This is a genomic window from Chitinophaga sp. 05T412 (genome assembly GCF_056396465.1).
Window position 1 is genome coordinate 591,952 of the sequence record NZ_JBFTLN010000002.1, and the last position, 20,278, is coordinate 612,229.

Annotated in this window: 19 protein-coding genes; 7 read left to right on the plus strand and 12 right to left on the minus strand. The window is 43.6% G+C overall.

What is annotated here, in order from left to right:
- Nucleotides 1–26: 26 nt before the first annotated feature.
- The 3 genes from AC1DFM_RS06130 to AC1DFM_RS06140 all read right to left on the minus strand — a co-directional run bounded on the left by AC1DFM_RS06130 (nucleotide 27) and on the right by AC1DFM_RS06140 (nucleotide 2,069).
- Nucleotides 27–974, minus strand: a complete 948-nt coding sequence (locus AC1DFM_RS06130; RefSeq protein ID WP_477075813.1) for a FecR family protein — start codon at nucleotides 972–974, stop codon at nucleotides 27–29.
- An 85-nt stretch (nucleotides 975–1,059) separates the two neighbouring features.
- The gene (locus AC1DFM_RS06135; protein WP_477075814.1) at nucleotides 1,060–1,638 is read right to left on the minus strand and encodes an RNA polymerase sigma factor; all 579 of its coding nucleotides are present in this window, start codon (nucleotides 1,636–1,638) and stop codon (nucleotides 1,060–1,062) included.
- Between the two features lie 50 nt (nucleotides 1,639–1,688).
- Nucleotides 1,689–2,069 carry a winged helix-turn-helix transcriptional regulator gene (locus AC1DFM_RS06140; RefSeq protein ID WP_477075815.1) on the minus strand — a complete coding sequence of 127 codons (381 nt, stop codon included), beginning with the start codon at nucleotides 2,067–2,069 and terminating at the stop codon, nucleotides 1,689–1,691.
- An 87-nt stretch (nucleotides 2,070–2,156) separates the two neighbouring features.
- On the opposite strand from AC1DFM_RS06140, the gene AC1DFM_RS06145 reads away from it, so the two are divergent.
- Together AC1DFM_RS06145 and AC1DFM_RS06150 are read left to right on the plus strand one after the other, a co-directional pair.
- Complete coding sequence (locus tag AC1DFM_RS06145) at nucleotides 2,157–2,981, plus strand: SDR family NAD(P)-dependent oxidoreductase (protein WP_477075816.1); 825 nt, start codon at nucleotides 2,157–2,159, stop codon at nucleotides 2,979–2,981.
- Nucleotides 2,982–2,998: 17 nt separating this feature from the next.
- Complete coding sequence (locus tag AC1DFM_RS06150) at nucleotides 2,999–3,904, plus strand: alpha/beta fold hydrolase (protein ID WP_477075817.1); 906 nt, start codon at nucleotides 2,999–3,001, stop codon at nucleotides 3,902–3,904.
- Nucleotides 3,905–3,990: 86 nt separating this feature from the next.
- Here AC1DFM_RS06150 and AC1DFM_RS06155 read toward each other — a convergent pair whose 3' ends face one another.
- Complete coding sequence (locus AC1DFM_RS06155) at nucleotides 3,991–4,209, minus strand: helix-turn-helix transcriptional regulator (RefSeq protein ID WP_477075818.1); 219 nt, start codon at nucleotides 4,207–4,209, stop codon at nucleotides 3,991–3,993.
- A gap of 210 nt (nucleotides 4,210–4,419) precedes the next feature.
- Here AC1DFM_RS06155 and AC1DFM_RS06160 point away from each other — a divergent pair, with 210 nt between their 5' ends.
- Nucleotides 4,420–4,578, plus strand: a complete 159-nt coding sequence (locus AC1DFM_RS06160; protein WP_477075819.1) for a hypothetical protein — start codon at nucleotides 4,420–4,422, stop codon at nucleotides 4,576–4,578.
- A 78-nt stretch (nucleotides 4,579–4,656) separates the two neighbouring features.
- On the opposite strand, the gene AC1DFM_RS06165 is transcribed toward AC1DFM_RS06160, so the two are convergent.
- The 5 genes from AC1DFM_RS06165 to AC1DFM_RS06185 are packed head-to-tail and all read right to left on the minus strand — an operon-like array spanning nucleotide 4,657 to nucleotide 13,565.
- Complete coding sequence (locus tag AC1DFM_RS06165; protein WP_477075820.1) at nucleotides 4,657–5,994, minus strand: GH36-type glycosyl hydrolase domain-containing protein; 1,338 nt, start codon at nucleotides 5,992–5,994, stop codon at nucleotides 4,657–4,659.
- A gap of 6 nt (nucleotides 5,995–6,000) precedes the next feature.
- Nucleotides 6,001–7,215, minus strand: coding sequence for a DUF4998 domain-containing protein (locus AC1DFM_RS06170; protein ID WP_477075821.1), 1,215 nt, complete (start codon nucleotides 7,213–7,215; stop codon nucleotides 6,001–6,003).
- 28 nt (nucleotides 7,216–7,243) lie between these two features.
- Complete coding sequence (locus AC1DFM_RS06175) at nucleotides 7,244–8,413, minus strand: DUF5000 domain-containing lipoprotein (protein ID WP_477075822.1); 1,170 nt, start codon at nucleotides 8,411–8,413, stop codon at nucleotides 7,244–7,246.
- Nucleotides 8,414–8,461: 48 nt separating this feature from the next.
- Nucleotides 8,462–10,402 carry a RagB/SusD family nutrient uptake outer membrane protein gene (locus tag AC1DFM_RS06180; RefSeq protein ID WP_477075823.1) on the minus strand — a complete coding sequence of 647 codons (1,941 nt, stop codon included), beginning with the start codon at nucleotides 10,400–10,402 and terminating at the stop codon, nucleotides 8,462–8,464.
- Nucleotides 10,403–10,424: 22 nt separating this feature from the next.
- Nucleotides 10,425–13,565 (minus strand): SusC/RagA family TonB-linked outer membrane protein, encoded by a 3,141-nt coding sequence (locus tag AC1DFM_RS06185; protein WP_477075824.1) that lies wholly within the window; start codon nucleotides 13,563–13,565, stop codon nucleotides 10,425–10,427.
- Nucleotides 13,566–13,840: 275 nt separating this feature from the next.
- Here AC1DFM_RS06185 and AC1DFM_RS06190 point away from each other — a divergent pair, with 275 nt between their 5' ends.
- From AC1DFM_RS06190 to AC1DFM_RS06200, 3 genes are all read left to right on the plus strand, one after another.
- Complete coding sequence (locus AC1DFM_RS06190; RefSeq protein ID WP_477075825.1) at nucleotides 13,841–14,575, plus strand: GntR family transcriptional regulator; 735 nt, start codon at nucleotides 13,841–13,843, stop codon at nucleotides 14,573–14,575.
- A 96-nt stretch (nucleotides 14,576–14,671) separates the two neighbouring features.
- Nucleotides 14,672–16,468 (plus strand): class I mannose-6-phosphate isomerase, encoded by a 1,797-nt coding sequence (locus AC1DFM_RS06195; protein WP_477075826.1) that lies wholly within the window; start codon nucleotides 14,672–14,674, stop codon nucleotides 16,466–16,468.
- A 44-nt stretch (nucleotides 16,469–16,512) separates the two neighbouring features.
- A complete protein-coding gene (locus AC1DFM_RS06200) occupies nucleotides 16,513–17,889 on the plus strand; it encodes a sugar porter family MFS transporter (RefSeq protein WP_477075827.1) in 1,377 nt (458 codons plus the stop codon).
- Between the two features lie 134 nt (nucleotides 17,890–18,023).
- Here the strand turns inward: AC1DFM_RS06200 and AC1DFM_RS06205 are convergent, their stop codons facing one another.
- Nucleotides 18,024–18,767: a hypothetical protein gene (locus AC1DFM_RS06205; protein ID WP_477075828.1), complete on the minus strand. Its 744-nt coding sequence runs from the start codon at nucleotides 18,765–18,767 to the stop codon at nucleotides 18,024–18,026.
- A 258-nt stretch (nucleotides 18,768–19,025) separates the two neighbouring features.
- Here AC1DFM_RS06205 and AC1DFM_RS06210 point away from each other — a divergent pair, with 258 nt between their 5' ends.
- Entirely contained in the window at nucleotides 19,026–19,268 is a 243-nt protein-coding gene (locus tag AC1DFM_RS06210; RefSeq protein ID WP_477075829.1) for a hypothetical protein, read from the plus strand.
- Nucleotides 19,269–19,271: 3 nt separating this feature from the next.
- On the opposite strand, the gene AC1DFM_RS06215 is transcribed toward AC1DFM_RS06210, so the two are convergent.
- Together AC1DFM_RS06215 and AC1DFM_RS06220 are read right to left on the minus strand one after the other, a co-directional pair.
- Entirely contained in the window at nucleotides 19,272–19,901 is a 630-nt protein-coding gene (locus AC1DFM_RS06215; RefSeq protein ID WP_477075830.1) for a hypothetical protein, read from the minus strand.
- 52 nt (nucleotides 19,902–19,953) lie between these two features.
- The gene (locus AC1DFM_RS06220; protein ID WP_477075831.1) at nucleotides 19,954–20,160 is read right to left on the minus strand and encodes a hypothetical protein; all 207 of its coding nucleotides are present in this window, start codon (nucleotides 20,158–20,160) and stop codon (nucleotides 19,954–19,956) included.
- Nucleotides 20,161–20,278: the final 118 nt, after the last annotated feature.

The following is a 20,278-nucleotide window of genomic DNA, read 5'->3' on the forward strand; positions in this document are numbered from 1 at the left end:
ATCCCGTTACCAGCGGGATTTTGCTTTTAGTATAAAGTGATTGTTTGTCCCTGTATTTTATAGTGTATACCATGTACTTCTGCTAGTGTGGCAATAATATCGTTCACGGATGTTTTATATATAAAGAATTTGGCGTCGTAATGCAGGCTACGGATATCGGCATTATTGGTGACTAACGTTACCCCATATATTTCTTTCAACTCAAAAGCCAGTTCAGTAAAGGAGGCCGATTCCAACAGCAATACGCCTTGTTGCCAGGCCATTGCCTGTTTCCAATGGAGGCTGTCGATCTGGAAATGACCGTCGCCTGTCTCCCACTGCAATCTTTTTCCTTTAGATAACTCGGTCAATACCTGTATGCTGTCGCTCACCTGTACGCGCCCACTTTGTACCCATACCTGTATAGACGGGCGATTGCGATATGCCTGTATGTTGAAGGATGTACCCAATACTTTTGTTTCGAGTCCGCCAGCTTTCACTATAAATGGTCTGGCATTATCTTTTTGCACATCAAAAAAGGCTTCGCCCTCCAGCAGTTCCAGGCGTCTGTTTTTCTTTCCGTACAGAGAGCTGTATTGTACCGTAGTTCCTGATTTCAGCCATATTTTTGAACTATCGGGCAATAGCACTTGTTTGACTTCATTCAGGGGAGCTGATATAGTAAGATAGGTAACGGCATGGCTGCTACGACTCACCACGAAAAGCCAGGAGGCGCTGGCTAATAATACCGCAATACAAGCCGCAGCTGCGATCCGGCGGCGCATGGGCACTACTTTCGAACGATTGATTTGTCCGAGGATTTGCAATTGCATCCCGCCTTTGACAGCATTTCTTTTTCCTTCTTCTTCCCAAAGATTTATTGGCTTAGTATCATCCATTGAATGGTACCAGTCGTCAACAAGTCTGCTCTGATGTTCATTTGTCTTCCCTGATAAATAATGTCGAAGTAGCTTTAACCGGTTATGTAACTTCATGATATAACAGTCCTCCTGCTATATAAATACCAGTTTGGGCGGGTGGTACTATAAGTTCAATGTTACCAAATTGTGAACTCCGTGATTACAGGATAAAGGGCAGGAAAACCGATTGGCTTTGCATCCGGTAGCGAAGTCGTTTAAGGGCGTTGTGCACCTGGTTTTTAACGGTTTGTTCTGAAATAGACAAGCGGCGTGCTATTTCTTTGACGGAGAGTTCTTTTTCATAACTCAGTATAAATACTTCCCGCATCTTATCGGGCATAACAGTGATTTCGGCCTGAACTTTTTCTTTTAATCTGTCAAATTCGTGGTGCTCTTGTTTTTTCTGTTCTGTTTCATCGGGCAAACTGTACACAGCCAGGGGTAAATCTGTGGTGCCTTGTTTGGCTGCCCGGTAAATATGGCGGATAACACTATACTTTAATGCAGTAAACAGATAGGGGCTTAACTTATCTTCCACGGTAATCTGCTGCCGGTTTTCCCAGGCATGAATAAAAATATTCTGCACCACATCTTTGGCGGTTGCTTCATCAGCCAGTCTGCGGTAAGCCATCGAAAACATCTCATCCCAATACCGTTCAAACAAACACGAAAACGATGCCGTATCTCCCCGTTTTGCCTGTTGCCATAAAGTGGCATCATTTAAAGTGTTTCTGTCCATTACAAATTACCTTGCGGGCGCAAAGATATCATTACAGTTTTATCAGAATGTTATGAGTTTACTGCTGTCGGCATTGTTACATGCTTTTTACTATTCGCCTTTCCCCATTGCTGCATTTCAATCAGCAGGTTTCTCAGGCTTCGGCCTTTTTTACTGATACTGTACTCTACTCTTGGCGGCAGCTCTTTATAATCCTTCCGGGTAATAAGGCCATCTTCCTGCAATTCTTTGAGCTGTTTAATCAACATTCTTTCCGTGATATTGGAAAGTCTGTTTTTAATTTCCGAATACCTCATTACTTCGTTGTCCAGCAGGGCAGCCAGAATACTGATTTTCCATCTACCGCCAATCAGCATAATGGTATAGTACATTCCACAGTTGTGGGCAAGATCCCTCTCGTTTAAAAAGTTGGTGGAGTTTTCCTTTCTCATGCTATCCGTTTTATACCTACAATTTTGTAGGTACTTGTCGTATGCAAAGGTATAAAATAGTTTTGCATAGGATTTAAAACAAAAAATATGAAACAGAAAGTATGGCTTATTACCGGTGTTTCTAAAGGACTGGGCCGGGAAATAGCGAAGCAGGTGGCAGCCACCGGCGATATTGTGATCGGCACCGTTAGAACAGTTGCAGATAAAGAAACATTCGAAAAAGAGCTAAATGCTACGGCATACATCATTGACCTGAATCAAACCGATCAGATGACCTCGTTAGTCGCGTCTATCATTAAAACACAGGGGCAGATAGATGTACTCGTCAACAATGCGGGCTACGGCGCATTTGGAATGCTGGAGGAGTTTGATGAGTCTGAAGTGGTGCAACAATTTAATGTGAACGTGATTGCGGTGTGGAAGCTTTGCCAGGCAGTGTTGCCTCATATGCGTGAAAAAGGACAAGGCACCATTGTGCAGATATCTTCGCGTGTTGGGCTGATAGCGGCCGCCGGAAACGGCATTTATGCTTCCAGTAAGTTTGCCTTAGAGGGCATGAGCGAATCTTTGAAACAGGAAGTCGCTCCCTTTGGCATAAAAGTATTGCTGGTAGAACCAGGTCCACTACGGACTGATTTCTTTGGCGCCTCGGTTCAATATGCCCAAAATGAGTTGCCCACATATGCCGAAAAGCTGGGTAATATCCGGGTAAACACAAAGAACAATGACGGCAAACAATCGGGAGATCCTATTAAAGCGGCGCAGGCGATTATCGACGCTGTGTTAAAAGGCAGTCCTTTCTTCCGTTTACCGCTGACCTCCAGTACTATTGATACGATGAAAGCTAAAATTGCTGAACTGCAACATTGTATTGAACAAACAGCCGAAATCGCAAAAGGTATCGATTATTAACCCGACAAAAAGAAGTCATGAACTTTTCTTTCAAAATAAAAAATGGGATCAAATCATTACTGCTGCTAATGATCCCTGGCAGCCTGCTGGCGCAACTGCCCGCTATGAAAACTATCAAATTGAATAACACCAAAATTGCCTATTATGAACAAGGGAAAGGTGAAACCATTGTCCTCTTACATGGGTGGCCACAAACCTCCTATGTGTGGAGAAAGAATTTTGCCGAACTCTCGAAAAACAACCGGGTAATTGCGGTAGACTTACCAGGACTAGGCAAAAGTCAACGTGTGGAGAAATATGATACCAAAAGTATTGCCACGCTGATTAACCAATTAACAGATACGCTGAAGATCGAAAAATTCCACCTGGTAGGTCATGACATTGGCAGCTGGGTAGCGGTTACGTACGCTCTCTTTTTTGAACGTAAATTATCAACGCTCACCGTTATTGATGCCGGTATCCCCGGATTAATGGACCCTGCTGTTTTTCGTCCGGAAAATGCCACCAAGGTATGGCAGTTCTATTTTCATGCGGTAGATGAAATTCCTGAGTTTCTGACCAACGGAAAAGAAAAAGAATATATTTCCTGGTATTTTAGGAAGAAGTCATTCGTTAAATCTGCTATCAACAAAAATGATATCCAGGTTTACTACAACGACTATAAAGGCACCATGAAGAACGGCTTTGCTTACTATCGGGCTTTTAGTGAAAGCGCGCAGCAAAACCAGTCGTTCACCCGAAAGCTATCCATTCCGGTGTTGGCGGTAGGTGGTCGATATGCCACGGCGGATCGTGTGGGCGAGGCCATGAAGAAAATTGCCGATCACGTGCAAACGGAAGTGATAGAAGACTGCGGACATTATGTCCTGGAAGAACAACCGGAGCGGATCAATCAATTGATTTTAGCGCAGATAAAAAAATGAGTATAAAAAATCAAGTAAGAGAATTTCCGGTGTTATTCCGGGAATTCTTTTTTTATTTTCGATGTGATAGAGACACCATGTCATTATTATTTGTTCTTCCTGGGGTCAATTAGTAACTCGCATATACTTACATCCAAAGCAATAGCTATCTCCCGTAACAGCTTTAATGTTGGTTGAAAATCATTATTACAAATCCTTGTGATAGCACTAGGTGTTTTATCCACCATAGCTGCCAGGTCTTTGTGCATGATATCTTTTTCTGCTAGTACAGCCTTAATTCTATTAATCTTTAGCTTTTMTGCCATTTTGATAAGGTTATTATCAAATTTAAGGCAAAAAGAGCGCGTCAAAAAGCACTAAAACTTATCATTCAATAAGTTATAATTATCAATATTTACTTTTACTTACTATATAATACGTATAACTTATTATTTAATAACTTTTACGTATCTTCATTTTAAATTATTATTCCTCATTTTTTCCTCAAAAGTGTTAACAGTTTTAAACTAATCTTCATGACTGACAAAGAATTTCTTACCAAAGCCTGCGCAGACATAGAGGCAAAAAACCTTTTCTTAAAAAAGGAGATTTCCAAAACGGAAAAGGAAATTAAAAAACTGCAAAAAGAAGTGAGTTATTTGAAAAAAACAGGAGGGCTTAAATGCTCTATCTGATCAAGGCAAAACCAATCATAAAAAATCCCATAGAACAACCGTTCCATGGGATTTTTGTATCTAACATTCAATACTTATTTACTTCACTTTTCCTGCCCAGGCTTTCAGCTGATTAATCGCATCAAACAATACCCCGGCTTCTCCTCTGAAGTCGCCTGATCCGGATGCTTTGCCGGTACGCACATCATACCATTCATTGAATCCTTTGTTTTTGATTACGCGGTCGAGCATGGGGCTCATTTCTGCATAGGCTTCCAATGGCAGGCCGTTGTTAGTTAAGGCAGTGATCATACGTCCACCGAACCAGGTCCAGTCGCCGGCGTTCTGGTAGATATATGCTCCCATGTTAGGGAATACTTCTATCGGGTATGGAGGGTACACCGTCATACCGATGGTAGCGAATTGTTCTTTTTCAGCGGCAGCCAGGAATTGCTGGTTGATTGTACGAATCTCTTTCTGATCATGTAATCCGGCTAGTATTGCGCAGGCGGTACCTCCGGTATACAAGATGCTGCGCTCATCAAAGGAAGCGGGGAATGGGCTTCCATTCAGGTAGAGATGCGGAATATATTTGTTGGCTTTGGCATCCCAGAGATGTTGCCGGATATTTTTCCGGAGACTGGCAGCAATATTTTTCCAGTTATCCTTAGCAGTGTAGGTCGCGGGTTTGATGGCCAGGAAATCATTGATAGCCAGCAGGAACATGGCGTTATCGTAGATATCAACAGACCATTTTGTTTTTTCATTCAAKGCAACGCCCCATCCGGTTTCCGGCTGTACATCTCCCCAATCGACGGTGGTAGCGCCTTTCACCAGGCCGTATTCTTTTGCCCAGCGGTCATTCAATATAAAACGCATGGCTGCTTCCATTCTTTGCATCACCGTTTGCTCCCCTACACTTTCCTGGAGAATGCTTTTATCACCGGTTACATCAATGTATTGCTTTACGGCTTGTATCAGGGATGACTCCTGGTCTGTTTCCACCGTATTCTTGTGGCTGGCCCATCCTGGCGCCAGGTTTGTGTGCGCGTAGTTGTAACCGATGTTGGCTTGTTTTTCATTGATAGCGCCATCAGGGATATTACCATCGGCGCCTTGTAACTTGAAAAACAGGAGCAGCGCATCCTTCACATCCTGGCTGCTACGTACCTTTAATGATCCTTTGATAAAGGTGTTAAAGTCTCTGATCCAGATTTCGCCATAGCCGGTACCGGCGTTGAAGCCGGTTAATACTTTTAACGCCCACGCCTGTACGGTATCTAAACGGTGGTCGGCCAGTATCTGTTTAGCCAATTGAGCTTTGCTGATATTAGCTGCTTCCACCCGGCCCGGATAGGATAACAACTTCAACTCTCCTTGCTGTGCGTGTGCTGCCATCGCCAAAATGAGGCATGGCAGTATGAATAATCTTTTCATCTGTCGTTACTTATCGTGTGTATAAAATGTAATTTCTTCTATTGTCATAAATGCGGCATTGCCCCAGTTGGTTAACAATTTAAAGCGATAATACCGGAAAGGTGCTGTTCCTGCCGGTACGCTGAATTCTTCACCGGCTTTTGCAAAGGCAATGTCCGCGTCTGAATTTTGTCCCACAGGCAAACCGGAAGGCTTGATGGATTCATATGAGCCGATCTTTGTCCAGCTTTCCCAGCTCCCATCTGCCGCAGGCTGATTACTACCATATAATTCAAAGGTCTTTACGCTTTCTCCTACATACAGGCGGTCATTTGCCTGCCATACTTTGAAACGGTTGAGTGCTGCTGCTTTGGCGCAATCTATCGTGAACCAGCAAGGGATGATAGATTGTGTAGCAAAGCCGGGAGTGTTGTAGTTGTTATCCCACATATAATTAACTAACCAGCCATAGCCGCCATCTTTCACATCGGTTGGTAATTCCAGTACCTTAAATCCTTTCTTGGGGAGTTGTCTTTCAAACTGTGGTAAAGCAGTGGTAAGTGCGCCTTCTTTAGGATAGAAAAATATAAAAGAACTACTATCTGGCTTGCATCTTGAAATGTAAGTCAGTGTTGACGGACCTTTATAATCGTTCAGCACCGTTTGGGTTTCGCCGGCGGGCACTATCTTATTTCGTGTTTTTCCATCGTCACCGGTATATGTTATTTCAACGCCCTGCTCTCCGGTAGGCGCTGCTGCCCAGTTCAGCACCATGTTACCATCGGCGTCCTGTGTTACCGACTGCAGTGTTCTGTTAACGAGCGTGCTTACATAACTTTCTCCCACGGCTGCCCCAAAAGCATTCACCATTACGGAGCGATGATTTTCCTTATCATAAGTATAAATGATAAAGTTATAATCCCCCTCATTGAGGTTAGTTAGCAGTTGCGTTATCGTATCTGTTCCGTTTGTCCGCTTTACCGGTAGCTCTATGGAGTCGTTACTATTATTCCAGAGGATCTTTATTCGTGTTACCAAAGGATCGTTGCCTAAAATAATAGACAGCTGCAGCGTATTAAGGCCAGCGGCGCCTGCCAGAACGGTATCTGCTCTACCCGGATAGGTGATTTCACCACCTTCCATAAACTTTCTGTAGGCATCGCCTTTGGTTTTGGTGCAGGACACGATAAAAGCTGTAATAGCCAGTATCCCTAAAAGAATGAAAAGCCTGATATCTTTCATGTGATTAATTTCTTGGTTGACAGATGATTTATTTTGTATCTCCCCAGCTCATCAGTTCATGAAACTGACAATAGGTACCATTCGTCCAGTTTTGCAAAGTTTTAAAGCGGATATAACGCACTTTAGGTGTATTCAATGGGAAGCTGATCGTTTCACCTTCTGCGGCGGCATCCTTATCTGCCTGGGAAAGTTTTCCAGGAGGCAGGCCCGATGGTTTTATCTGGGTATGTTCAGCGAGCAATATCCAGCTATCATCAAAACTTCCATCTGGATTAGGCTTGTTAGAGCCCCATATTTCCACTTTTCTCGGGCTATGAAGGCCATATAAGTAATCGGGTCTCATGAACCATGCAATACGGCTTAACTTAACGGTGACGCCCATATCATAAGTGAACCATTGCGGCATCCTGGCGGCATCTCCGGAGTGATAAAAACCGGAGGTGGTGCTTCCATCAAAAATCCCTGAAATATCTCCTCCATAACCCAAAGGAGCATCGGTAGGCAGTATCAGTCCTTTCATTTTCTTACGATCCAGCAACTCTTCAAATAAAGGTGTCAGCTTTGTATGGAAGGTATCTGACATGTTCCCCCATCTGTCCCGCACATATACACCAAAGTCGGTGGGCACGTCTTTCATATTCCTGGTGGAGAAGTCTCCCACTTGCAAATTGGTATACTTCGTCATATAGGGAGAGAATGCGCCCAGGGAATCGTTGGCCAATACCACCACCGCCAGATCAGTTTCCTTCGCATTATCAAATTTCACATTTACGCCACCAAAATCAGGTACTACACCAATCGTTCTTCTAACGATCCAGATAAATGGCTCCAACGGTTTTACGGTTACTTCCACTGGGGGAGAAACATTCTCGCTTTTATCCACTGCATACAAGGTAACCTTGTAAACGCTGGTATCACCAAATCCTTCCACCAGCAGGCTGCTGTTATAACGACTTACTTTCGTTTCACTTTTTACACCTTTGGTGGTTTGATACACGGCTTTTACACATAACAGATCGGCATCGTCTGGCAGGGTATAGCTGATTCTTGCGGCACCATTGAGATTGGTGATAGATAAATTGGTCACAACTCCGGGCGCGGTATGATCTTCTATAACGGGTCTGGGCTCTTCTCTTTTACAGGAGGAGATCACCAGCAGGGATATTAATATTGTATGGAGATAATTTCGTTTGTTCATATCAGTGCATTTAAGCAGGTACAAATATTTTAACCAAATAGCCGGCTGTTACCAACCTGGATTTTGTTGCAGGTTAGTATTGATCTGGAGATCATATTCTTTGATGGGCCAGAAATAATCGCGGGGAGCAACAAACTGTGTGTTGTATATGAACACCTTGCGATTATACCCTTCATAGGTAGATTGCTGGATATCCCATCCATAAATGGGGCCATTCAATACCTGCGGGGCTGTTTTCCATCTACGCAGATCCCAGAAGCGACTGGCTTCAAACGCCATTTCTATACCGCGCTCCTGGCGGATAATATTACGAAGTCCGGCTACAGATGTATACTTCGATGGATTGGTTGAATAGGTGGACCAGGAAGTTTCTATCGACGGTAATCCGGCTCTTTCGCGGATCTGGTTCAGATAAGGCAATGCCTCTGTGGAGGCACCGGTTTCATTCAATGCTTCTGCGTATAAGAGGTAAAGATCTGACAAGCGCATCACCGGCCAGGGATATGATTCTGTTTTCAGCGACGTAGCAGTGAAATTCAGGTTCCAGCTCACTACTTTCTTGGTATAATAGCCAGTGACAGAATACAAGCGGATTTGTTTTTTACCTGAATATTGATCGGCTTTACTTTGAATATTGTAGTTCTCATTTTTCATGAACCATTTGGAGCCATCAAATGCCAGATCTGCATAGAATCTCGGCTCTCTCTCAAAATGTAATCCTACTGTTTTATAACCTTCCTGCATGCCGGTATCCTTTGCTGTTACCATACGCAATTTGTAGCGGTTGCCATAATCCCAGGTTTTGTCTTCTTCAATAGGCACGCCATTTTTGGTATAGAACATTTCCGCTATTTTCAGCGGAGGCGCCAGCTTTCCTTTCAGGTTGAGGTTAAACTCTTCGGGATCTAACTGCGGACAGGCAAATGTTTGCAGCCAGTAGGTAGGGTCTCCGTCTGATGTTAATCCAAATATCAGTTCACTGTTCCATTTTTCACAAACTGCATTACGGATATTCATTTCTATTTGTGTAGCATGATCTACTGCTGTGAGGGGTGAGGTGAAGTGGTATAGTCTCACTCCGGCAGCATTGGCGAGATCGATGGCTTTTTTACAGGCATCCTTTGCTCTTATCCATTTGGTAGCGTCATACTGTGGATTAAAAAGTACCTGTCCGTTTTTATTCTTCATGCCGGAAAAGTCGTTATTACCATTAAACAAGGGACTGGCGGCAGTTACCAGTACACGGGCTTTGATAGCCAGTGCAGCTACTTTCGTGACGCGTCCGAGTTCTATTGTAGAACTGGTAATAGATAGTGGCAGTCCGGTGTTTTCACCAGCAGCTGCTTCATCCAACAGATTAGCGATATAGTTGACAACGGAATCAACAGGTTGTCTGAATATCCGCACTTCTTCCGGCGTTGCAGTAGTAGGCAAATTTTTATCCACTATAGGAATAGGGCCATACATTCTGAATAAATACCAGTGAAAATAGGCTTTCAGGAATTTCACTTCAGCAATCCAACGCTCTTTTTCATAAGGCTGCAGATCGATTACTTTATCCACATTTTCGAGAAAAATGTTACAGTTACGAATCCCCTGCCATAGCGGTCTTCCGTCATATCCATCCCAATAGTTCATGTATGGGTCTGCGCTGCTCTGTGTACCACGGGCAATGTTATAGGGACCGAGGTTAAAAAAATCTTCATACATGGGCCAATAGGTCCAGGCTTCGTCACCGGCATTGAATCCGGGATTCATATCCGGGTTTCCTTCTCTCGGCAGATAGGCGTAGCAGGTAAATAAAAATTTCTCTGCCTCCTGGCGGTTAGCAAAAGCATGATCCAGTGTAGGCAGGTTGTCAGGAATGATGTCCAGAAATCCTTTTTTACAAGCCGTAAAAAAGGTGGCAGCAGCACACAGCAGAACGATCGTAAAATACCTGCTGCGTAAAGATTTTATTGATGTCAAATATGTATGTAATGGTTGCATAACAATTGATTTTGGCAGTACACTATAAGCTAACGTTAACGCCTACGTTAAACACACGTTGAACAGGATATCCCAAAGCGTTACCTCCTTGTTCGGGGTCCCATAATTTAAAGGCGCTGATCAGGAACAGGTTGGTACCATTGAGATAAATTCTCAGGCCGGATATATGATATTTCTTCATTCCCTTCTCACCGATATTATAACCGATTTCCGCACTCTTCATCCGAAGGAAAGCACCATTGCGCATCCACCAATTGGAGAGTTGATTGTTGTTGTTATTCTGTGTGGGACCCAGTCTTGGCCAAAAAGCGTACAGGTTACGATTGTCTTCCGACCAATGATTTTTGGCAATGACATCCAATAATCCATTTTGATTACTACCATCCTGTACAAAGGGAGAAATAGAAGCAGGATCTATTAAGAAAGAAGATCTGGCAGAGCCCTGGAAGAAAGTACTGATGTCAAAGTTTTTATATCCGAAAGAGAAACCAAATCCATAAATAATTTCGGGCGTAACGGGGTATCCCATTGCGTTCACCATATCGAGGTTAGTGATTTGTCCGTCGCCGTTCAGATCGCGGTATTTGATATCTCCACCTCTTACTTCTCCAAAATTCTGACGGGGTGAGTTCTTTACTTCTTCATCATCTACAAATAATCTTTCCGCTACCAGTCCATATACCTGACCCAATGAATGACCTACGCGGGACAGGTACTTCATGTTGGCCGGATAATCCGGTTCCTCATTTGCTAATAATTTGCTGGCGGCATAGGTAAATGTTCCCCGCACCTGCAGCCATGTTTTACCGAAGTTCTTGTTATAATCCAGGGCAACGTCTACTCCACGACCTTCTGCGATACCTACGTTAGAGCTGATAGGCGCTGAAAGGCCCATCGTAGTAGGGATGTAAGCTCTGGACATCAGGATATTACTCCGATGTTCTTTATATGCGTCTATGGTAAGGTTGAGTGCACTCCAGAGGCCCAGGTCCAAACCGATATTGGTTTTTTGGGATTTTTCCCAGGTGATGGCGCTGTTGGCATAGCGGGAAATACTTACACCTGGTCTGAAATATTCATAGTTCTGACCAAAGGATGATCCGTACCCATAAGTGTTCAGGTTAACGTTTGACAGGTAAAAGAAACGATCATTTGCGCTTCCGATCTGGTCGTTACCTACCAGGCCGTAGGTAGCGCGTAACTTCAATTGTGTGATTGTACTTTTATACTTCTCCAGGAATTGCTCATTCACTGCATTCCATGCTACTCCAATGGATGGGAAGAAGCCGTAGCGATTATTTTTTGCAAAACGTTCTGACCCGTTGTAGCCGAAGTTTCCTTCCACCAGGTAGCGATTATCGTAGCCATAAGTGAACCGGCCGGAAATGCCCTGGTTACGGAATGGGAGCGATGATTGCAGGTCGCCGGCGTTTCCGTTCAGATAGTTCCGGCGAATACCGATTAACAATCCGCTGATATTATGGACCCGGTTGAAAGTACGGTTATAGTTCAACGCCGCTTCCATATAGGTAGTGGTGTTTACCGTTTTGCCACCGCCGTTGTAGTTCAGATATTCTGTGGCTGTTTTTTCATTTAACAGCGTTAGTGTGTAGTCGTCCGGCGCTTTTATAACAGGATTAGCGGCATAATAGAATGCATTATACTGTCGGCTCAGATCAAAGTAGGAAAGGCGTTTGGTGTATGCCATTACTCTGGCAGAGAGACCAGGAATGATGAAATTAAGGTCCTGTTTTATTTCCAGTTGTACGTTTAATATGGCGGTATTATACTGGCTGAACCCTGATACCATCCACGCATAGGGATTGTTATACACTTCGCCTTCTGCACCGCGTGCAGCGTTTCCGAATAACGGGTGATTCACTTTTGGCAGGGCGCTGGATGGATAGCTAGCCGGAAACAACACGGGGTTGGCTGTAAGCGCACCCTTGAAGATAGCGCTACCACCACCAATGGGGCCATTATAATCATCAAAATTACCGGTGGTTCTGATGATGGCTTCTGTGGTGGAGGTCAGCTTCATGTTGATGTTAGAGCGAACCTCGTAACTTCTTAACTTGATGTTGCTATTAAAACCACTTCCTTTTTGCGTTCTCAGAATACCGTTATCCTGGTTCATGGTGGCGCCTACATAGTATTGCGCTTTCTGGCCACCGCCGGAGAGGTTGATATTCAACCGCTGGTTATTCGTAGATTTTTTAATCAATGTTCCGAGCCAGTCGTTGCTGGGATACAGATATGGATTATCGCCTGCTTTGGTGTGGTCAATTTTGTTCTGGCTATAAGGCAATGGCGCCAGCCTGTCGCGGGTGATGGCTGCTTCATTGGCCAGTTCCATATAAGAAATGTTATCTGCCAGTTCTATGTTTCGCGTGTTGGAAGAAAAGGAGTTCTCAAAACGTATATTCATTTTCGTTACACCGGATTTACCACTTTTAGTAGTAATCAGGATAACGCCGTTGGCACCGCGGGCGCCATACAATGACGAGGCGGCGGCGTCTTTCAGCACAGAGAAGCCGGCAATATCATCTGGTTGCAGGCGGGCCAGTTCTGTGCTGGTAGATTCCATTCCATCAATTAAGATCAGGGGATCTTGTTTACCGGAGCCAAAAGTCGTAATCCCCCGGATAAAGAAAGAGGCGTTGTCTGCACCGGGTTCACCACTGCGCTGGTAGGATACCAGTCCGGAGATACGTCCGGCGAGCATGGTAGTAAGGTTACTGGAAGGTCCTTTGATTTCTTTTGGGTTGACGGTCGTGATGGAGCTGACCATGCTTTGTTTCTTTTGTTGGCCATAAGCCACTACTACTACGTCGTTCAGGTCATTACGATTTTCCTCCAGTGTAACGAGCAAGGTGCGGCGTCCGTTTACGGGAATTTCCTGTGGCAGGTATCCCATGGAGCTGATGAGTAAAGTATCGGAGGCTTTCTCCAATTTGATGGCGAATTCGCCGATGGTACTGGTGACAGCGCCGGTAGTACGATGCTTCACTTTTACAGTTACGCCAGGCATCGCTTGTCCTTTTGCATCCACCACTTTACCTATTAAGGTAATGGACTGGGCAAAGGCAGCATTCCCGATAAATAGCAGCAAGAGATAGTACAGGCATTTCTGTCGCAGGGAGGTTGGGATGCGTTTTTTCATAACAGAGCAGACAAATGAATAATTAGATGTTGGTTTGTATATACATAAGTACATATTAAAAAGTTAACGTCAAAACTTTTTAAAAAGAAAAATTTTTACCGGAGGTTATTTTATTATAAATGAATTACTTAGACATTTAACGCAGACTGAATATATGAGATATTTGCAAAGACATATGCTATTTTTACCTAGCTGATGACCGGATCTACATCAAAAGTGGCGGGGGATTTCGGCTATTTATTAACTTGCGGGGGGCTTTCTATGTTATTACATATATGAACTTATCAATTGATCATCAAAGCGGCACCCCATTGCATATACAGGCAGAAAACCTGTTAAGGGAGCTGATAAAACAACCCGAATATCAGGCGGGAAAATTGCTACCCAATGAAGTGGAACTAGCTAAGAAGCTGGCTATTTCCCGGCCTACATTGCGTCAGGCTATTAATAAGCTGGTATACGAAGAATTGCTGGTACGGAAGAAAAGACTGGGAACCAAAGTGGCCCAGCAGAAGATGAGTTCGAAGTCGATGAACTGGCTGAGTTTTACGCAGGAAATGCAGGCCAGGGGCGTAACTATCAAGAATTACGAATTACATATCAGCTGGGTATACCCGGATGAACAGGTGGCCAATTTCTTCGATATCAAACCAGAGAAGAAAGTCATGAAGCTGGAGCGTTTGCGGGGCAATCCGCAGGAACCATTCGTTTATTTCGTGTCCTACTTCCACCCCCGGATCGGGCTMACGGGCGACGAAGATTTCAAGCGGCCCCTCTATGAAATGCTGGAACAGGACCACTACGTAACAGCTACCATCTCGAAAGAGGAAATCAGCGCCAGGACTGCCGATAAGTTCATTGCAGGTAAACTGGAGGTAGATGTAGACAGCGCCATTTTATTCCGGAAAAGATATGTTTTTGACCAGGCGGAACGGCCTATTGAATACAACCTGGGCTACTATAAGGCCGAAAGCTTCGTATATACTGTGGAAAGCAGACGTACCCCCTGATTTGTTATTGTTTTTATAAGGTGTAAAAGAAAACTTGCTTTTTTTCGATACAAACAATATGTTTGTACATATTTACATAATGATTAAATGGCAAACATGTTATCACCCGATCAAGCACAACAGATGACAGCGTCACGGGCCACAACACAATACCTGATCCCACTGACGAAAGATAAACAGCACGCAACAGGATACGACATCTACCCGAGCTTTCCTGCCACGGGTCCTATTTATACAGGTTTTGACACATTAGCTCACTGGATCACACAGCAATCATCCAATATAGTATTGGAGGGTTACGGAGGTGTACTATGGGAATCATTCATCGAAAAGCTGCAATCAGCACTGGTTACGTTAAATATCGATGCACATTTTATTGCAGTAACTGATGCATTACTGCCATCATCAGACATCAGCCACCTGATCGCGTCCAGCATTGGTGGCGAAGATCCTTTATTCGGTAAGCGTTTTACCGGCACCTTATCTGAATTCTTCTCTGCCGATAAACTGCAAAAATTACAACCCACACCGGGCAAACTCAATATTATATATGGCTGCGGTGCCTCACTGGCTAACTGGTCAGCACCCATCCTTTATATTGATATTCCTAAAAACGAAATTCAATTCCGCTCAAGAGCAGGTAAAGTCTGCAACCTTGGCCAATCTGCACCAGATAACAATCCGAAGCGTCAATACAAACAATTCTATTTCGTTGACTGGCCGGTACTCAACCGCCATAAAAAACAACTGCTACCACAAGTCGATATCATCATTGATGAACAGCGTATCAATGATATCAGCTGGTGTACCGGCGCTACACTCCGCGAAACGCTTGCCGAGATGTCGCGTAACAGCTTCAGGGCCCGCCCCTGGTTTGAACCGGGCGTTTGGGGCGGACAATGGATCAAAGAAAAAATTCCTGCACTCAATCCAGACGTAGTAAATTATGCCTGGTCTTTTGAGCTGATTGCTCCGGAAAACGGCGTACTCCTGGAAGCCAACAACGTATTGCTGGAAGTAACCTTCGATACCTTGCAGATGCTGGACAACGAAGCCTTGTTGGGAAAAGCAGCCGCGCGGTTCCCGGAAACCTTCCCAATCCGGTTCGACTTCCTCGATACCTTTGATGGTGGTAATCTTTCTGTACAATGTCATCCATCAGTGGCTTATACCAAAGAAAATTTTGGTGAAGATTTTACACAAGATGAAACCTACTATATCCTGGATGCAAAGCCCGACGCCAAAGTTTACCTCGGCTTCCAGGAAGATATCAACGCCACTGAATTTGAACAGGTACTGCAAAACAGTTTCCGCCGGCATGAGCCCGTGGATATCGAAAAATATGTACAGGTTTTTCCATCTCACAAACATGACCTGTTCCTGATACCTAACGGTACGGTACACAGTTCCGGAAAAAACAATCTGGTACTGGAGATCAGCGCCACACCTTATATATTCACCTTTAAGATGTACGACTGGTTACGGGCGGATCTGAGTGGACAACCCCGTACACTGAACATTGACCGGGCCTTTGCCAATCTTGATTTTGAGAGAAAGGGAGATGTAGTAAAGCATACGTTGCTGTCGCAACCAATGACCATACAAACCGGACACGATTGGCAAATTATATACCTGCCTACCCATCCACAGCATTTCTACCGCATTGAACGCCTTGAATTTAATTCCACGATAACGTTGAATACAGCCGGACAATGCCATATCTTAAGCCTCGTGGAAGGTAGTACCATCAAAGTGATTACCAATGGACGGGAACAAACCGTGCATTATGCGGAAACATTCATTGTACCCGCTGCTACCGGCACTTACACGCTGATAAGTGAAGATGAACCGGTGAAGGTAGTGAGGTCATTCATGAAAGAAGAATGTTGCTAACTGTTTCCTTACCATTTTATCAACCGAAATAAAACAATACATTCATGAACCGCGCTTCATCTTCATTGCTGCTCATCACACTCATTGCTACGCTGGGAGGACTGCTCTTTGGCTTTGATATGGCTGTTATTTCCGGCGCATTACCTTTTGTAACAGACCAGTTTCATTTGTCGGATTCCGCACAGGGCTGGTTTGTATCTTCTGCCTTAATGGGTTGCGTGGTAGGTGTAGCATTCTCTGGTGGACTCAGCGATCGGTTAGGTCGCAAAAAGATGCTGATGGCATCCGCATTATTATTCCTGTTATCGGCCGTAGGCTCTGCGTTGTCGCTGGATTTTACCATGCTGGTACTGGCGCGTATTTCAGGCGGCATTGGTGTAGGTGTAGCCTCTATGGTAGCGCCGTTATATATTTCCGAAATAGCGCCGTCGAATATCCGCGGACGATTGGTCACCTTTTATCAGCTGGCTATTACTGCGGGTATTCTGATTGCTTATGCCACCAATTTCCTGCTACTGCAACATGCCATCAGCCAGGTGGATTCGCCATCCACTTCATTTACACACCTGCTTTTTGCGAAAGAGGTTTGGCGTGGAATGATTGGCATCGGCGCCATTCCCTCTATTCTGTTTCTCATCGGATTATTTTTTGTGCCGGAAAGTCCGCGTTGGCTGATACAAAACAACCGCCGCGAAGAAGGATTGCGCATTATTAAAGGACTAACGGGTACGGCTATAGATACAGACAACGAAGTACCTGCGGCCGATGCATCTTCTACTAACTTCTATAAAGAGTTATTGTCGCCCGCCATGCGTAAGCCATTGCTGATCGGGATATTACTGCCGGTATTCTCGCAATTCAGCGGTATCAATGCAGTGATTTATTATGGTCCGCGCATACTGAGTGATGCAGGTATCAACATTTCTAATGCCTTTCTTAGCCAGGTGATCTTTGGTCTGGCGAATTTTATATTCACACTCATTGCCATCTGGAAAGTAGATACCATGGGCCGTCGTCCACTATATATTGCGGGGGCTATTGGCGGTACTGTCAGCCTGCTTTTCACCAGTGTTTGTTTTTACACCGGGGCAACAAATAATATTGCACTGGTCATCTCTATTATCCTGTTCCTGGCATGTTTTGCCTTCTCACTGGGTCCGTTGAAATTTGTGATTGCGGCAGAGATTTTCCCTACTAAAATCCGGGGTAGAGCCATGGCAGTAAGCATTATGGCGATGTGGGTATCAGATACCATTGTGGGGCAGTTAACGCCGATATTATTGGGCCGTGCAGGTGCTGCAGCTACGTTCTGTTTCTTTGCGGTTTGTTGTTTTCTGGCATTTATAACGGTGTATAAAATGGTACCGGAAACGAAGGGAAAAACCCTGGAAGAAATGGAAGGAATGTGGCAGGGACATTAAAAAACGCGGCTATATTCCCATGTGTAAGGCTCATCTGGATGCAGATGACTAAAGGCGGGACAACGGTGAGTATATAAACAACAAGAGGCGTTTCCCTAATCAGGAAACGCCTCTTGTTGTTAAACTATTTTCGCTTAGTACGAAAACGCTCTTGTATTGGTATAGTATTTTGAAATTTCTATCACCTTAACAGGCAGCTTATTACTATTGTAGCTATAAGTAAAGGTAGTTGTAAAGCCTTGTCTTGTATAACTTGCTATTGAGTTTTTATTAAAAATGATTTCCTCCTCGCATAAATAATTTAATCCAACTTTGTTCTGAAAGTTCACTAAGGCAAAAGGCTTAAAAAAGTTAGCGTCATTGGTGTAGGTGTAGCTAATTTCTTCCACGAGCTTATTATCGCTATCAAACTCTTTACGATTGGTAATATTCCCATTAGTTACTACGTAAGTCCAGTATTTCCAATACCTAAGTGTTGACTTACTCAAATCGTAGTCATAAAAAGTTCTTTTGGAGATTACGCCATTGGTATACTCAAATACATTGCGGAATTTCTCTAAGGTTCCAAAAGTTGTATTAGCTTCTGCCAGCGTGTTATCTGCATTGTAGGTGAACGTAACTGGCGTTGAGGCGCTACCATCTGTATACTTTTGAATCGTTGAAGTAAGAAGGCCGGCCTCATTGTAAGTAGCTTGCAAATCAGACTTCTCGGTGCTATCCACGATACTTTTAATGCGATTATTTGCGTCGTAAGTAATGAGAAAAATGGTATCCTCCACTCCAATCCCCTGCTGTATCCTAAGTACGCGGGTATTAGTTGTTGGATCTGGTTTTTGTTCGTCAGGCTTCGCATCGTTTTTCTTACCACAGGAGATCATCACTATTGTGATAAAGCACAGTAAATAGGACGTAATTTTTAAATTCATCAGGTCTTGGTTTATTCTCCGTAAAATTATATATTAAAATTAATAACAATTCAAATAAAACCGCATTACGTATCAAGTTGAGTCTATAAAGGTTGATTATTTGCCAAATACTTATCTTGTAAGCAACGGACGTTTAAAATAAATTGGAGAAGTGATGGAACTTAGCGTGACGCATAATGAGATAAACAAGACCCAATAACAATAAAGCTTATGGCGCTTCAAATTTGCCCCAACTGTAAAGCGGAATCATTCACCTGGAGTTACAACGAAGAAGATACCCCCCCTACCACATGGGGCTGCAACGACTGTGGTTATTTCGCCCGTGAAGATGAATCCTTTGAAAGAATATGTGAGACCTGTAATCGAAAAACAGAATCCAGGCTGGAGGATGAACAGCGCATCTATTGGTGGTGTAGTTCCTGTAATAAAACGACAGAGATATCGCAGAAATAAGACTTAATAACCGTCTTCCCATTTAACGGCTTTACGGGGAACAAAAAAAGCCTTAATAAGATTAGGGTTTCTTACGCATATTTGAACATGAGTTTTATCTAAAAACCCAGCACCTTCATATAGCTCTTCTCCTTCAAAAAACACGGCACGTACTGATTCAAAAGGAGGCTCGTTTCTCGTCTTCATTAAAGAATGAATATTATTGATTACAGTACAATCAAGTAATCTAATAATTCTATCCCGGGTATTTGCCGTTTCTTTTGGATTAACATTACGTGGTAATTTCTTTTGCTCCAATTGCGCTGATGTCTTCAAAATTTCATATGAAATTCTCACAAGATCAATACCTACTTTGTCAGTAAGATCCAAACAGTTACCCAGATTAAAGATTGCGCCCAGCACAGCAGGTCTCTTTATGGTCGACTTTGAGGGAGGATTGGTGGCGTAGTCTAATGCCCGCTCATAATTGTTCTGCCAAAAGTACATCCCTTCACCCAGCCAATCCCACCTATTTCTACTAAATTTTAATGAAGACTGACCTAAAACGATACTATCTCTAATATCCCGATCGCAGCCATGAAATCCGATTATTAATCCGGGGTCGGATGAATAGATGTATGAGGAAAAAGCCATAAATAATTATTGGAAATTAATGCACAGGAAAGAATAAAATCAGGTTAACAGGCTACTTTGTAGCAGTTTTGGGGTGAGTTGCTTTTTCTGCAACTGCTTTCTTTTTTGTAGTTTCCTTTTCTTCGGACGATACATCCACCAGAAAATCTCTAATACCCAGGTCAGTTAATAACTGCGCTGCCGCCTCTGGCGAATTAGTCACCAGACGCTTCTGTTCAAGCAACATGGCTTTAATTCTTTTATAAGCGCTCGCAGTCATAATACAAATTTAAGAATTTTCAATAATACTGCTATTCAATAAAAATTATATTTCCCCGGCATAACATCTCTTTAACAACATACATCGATGCTGCAACAACATAAAGGAAAGAGTATTT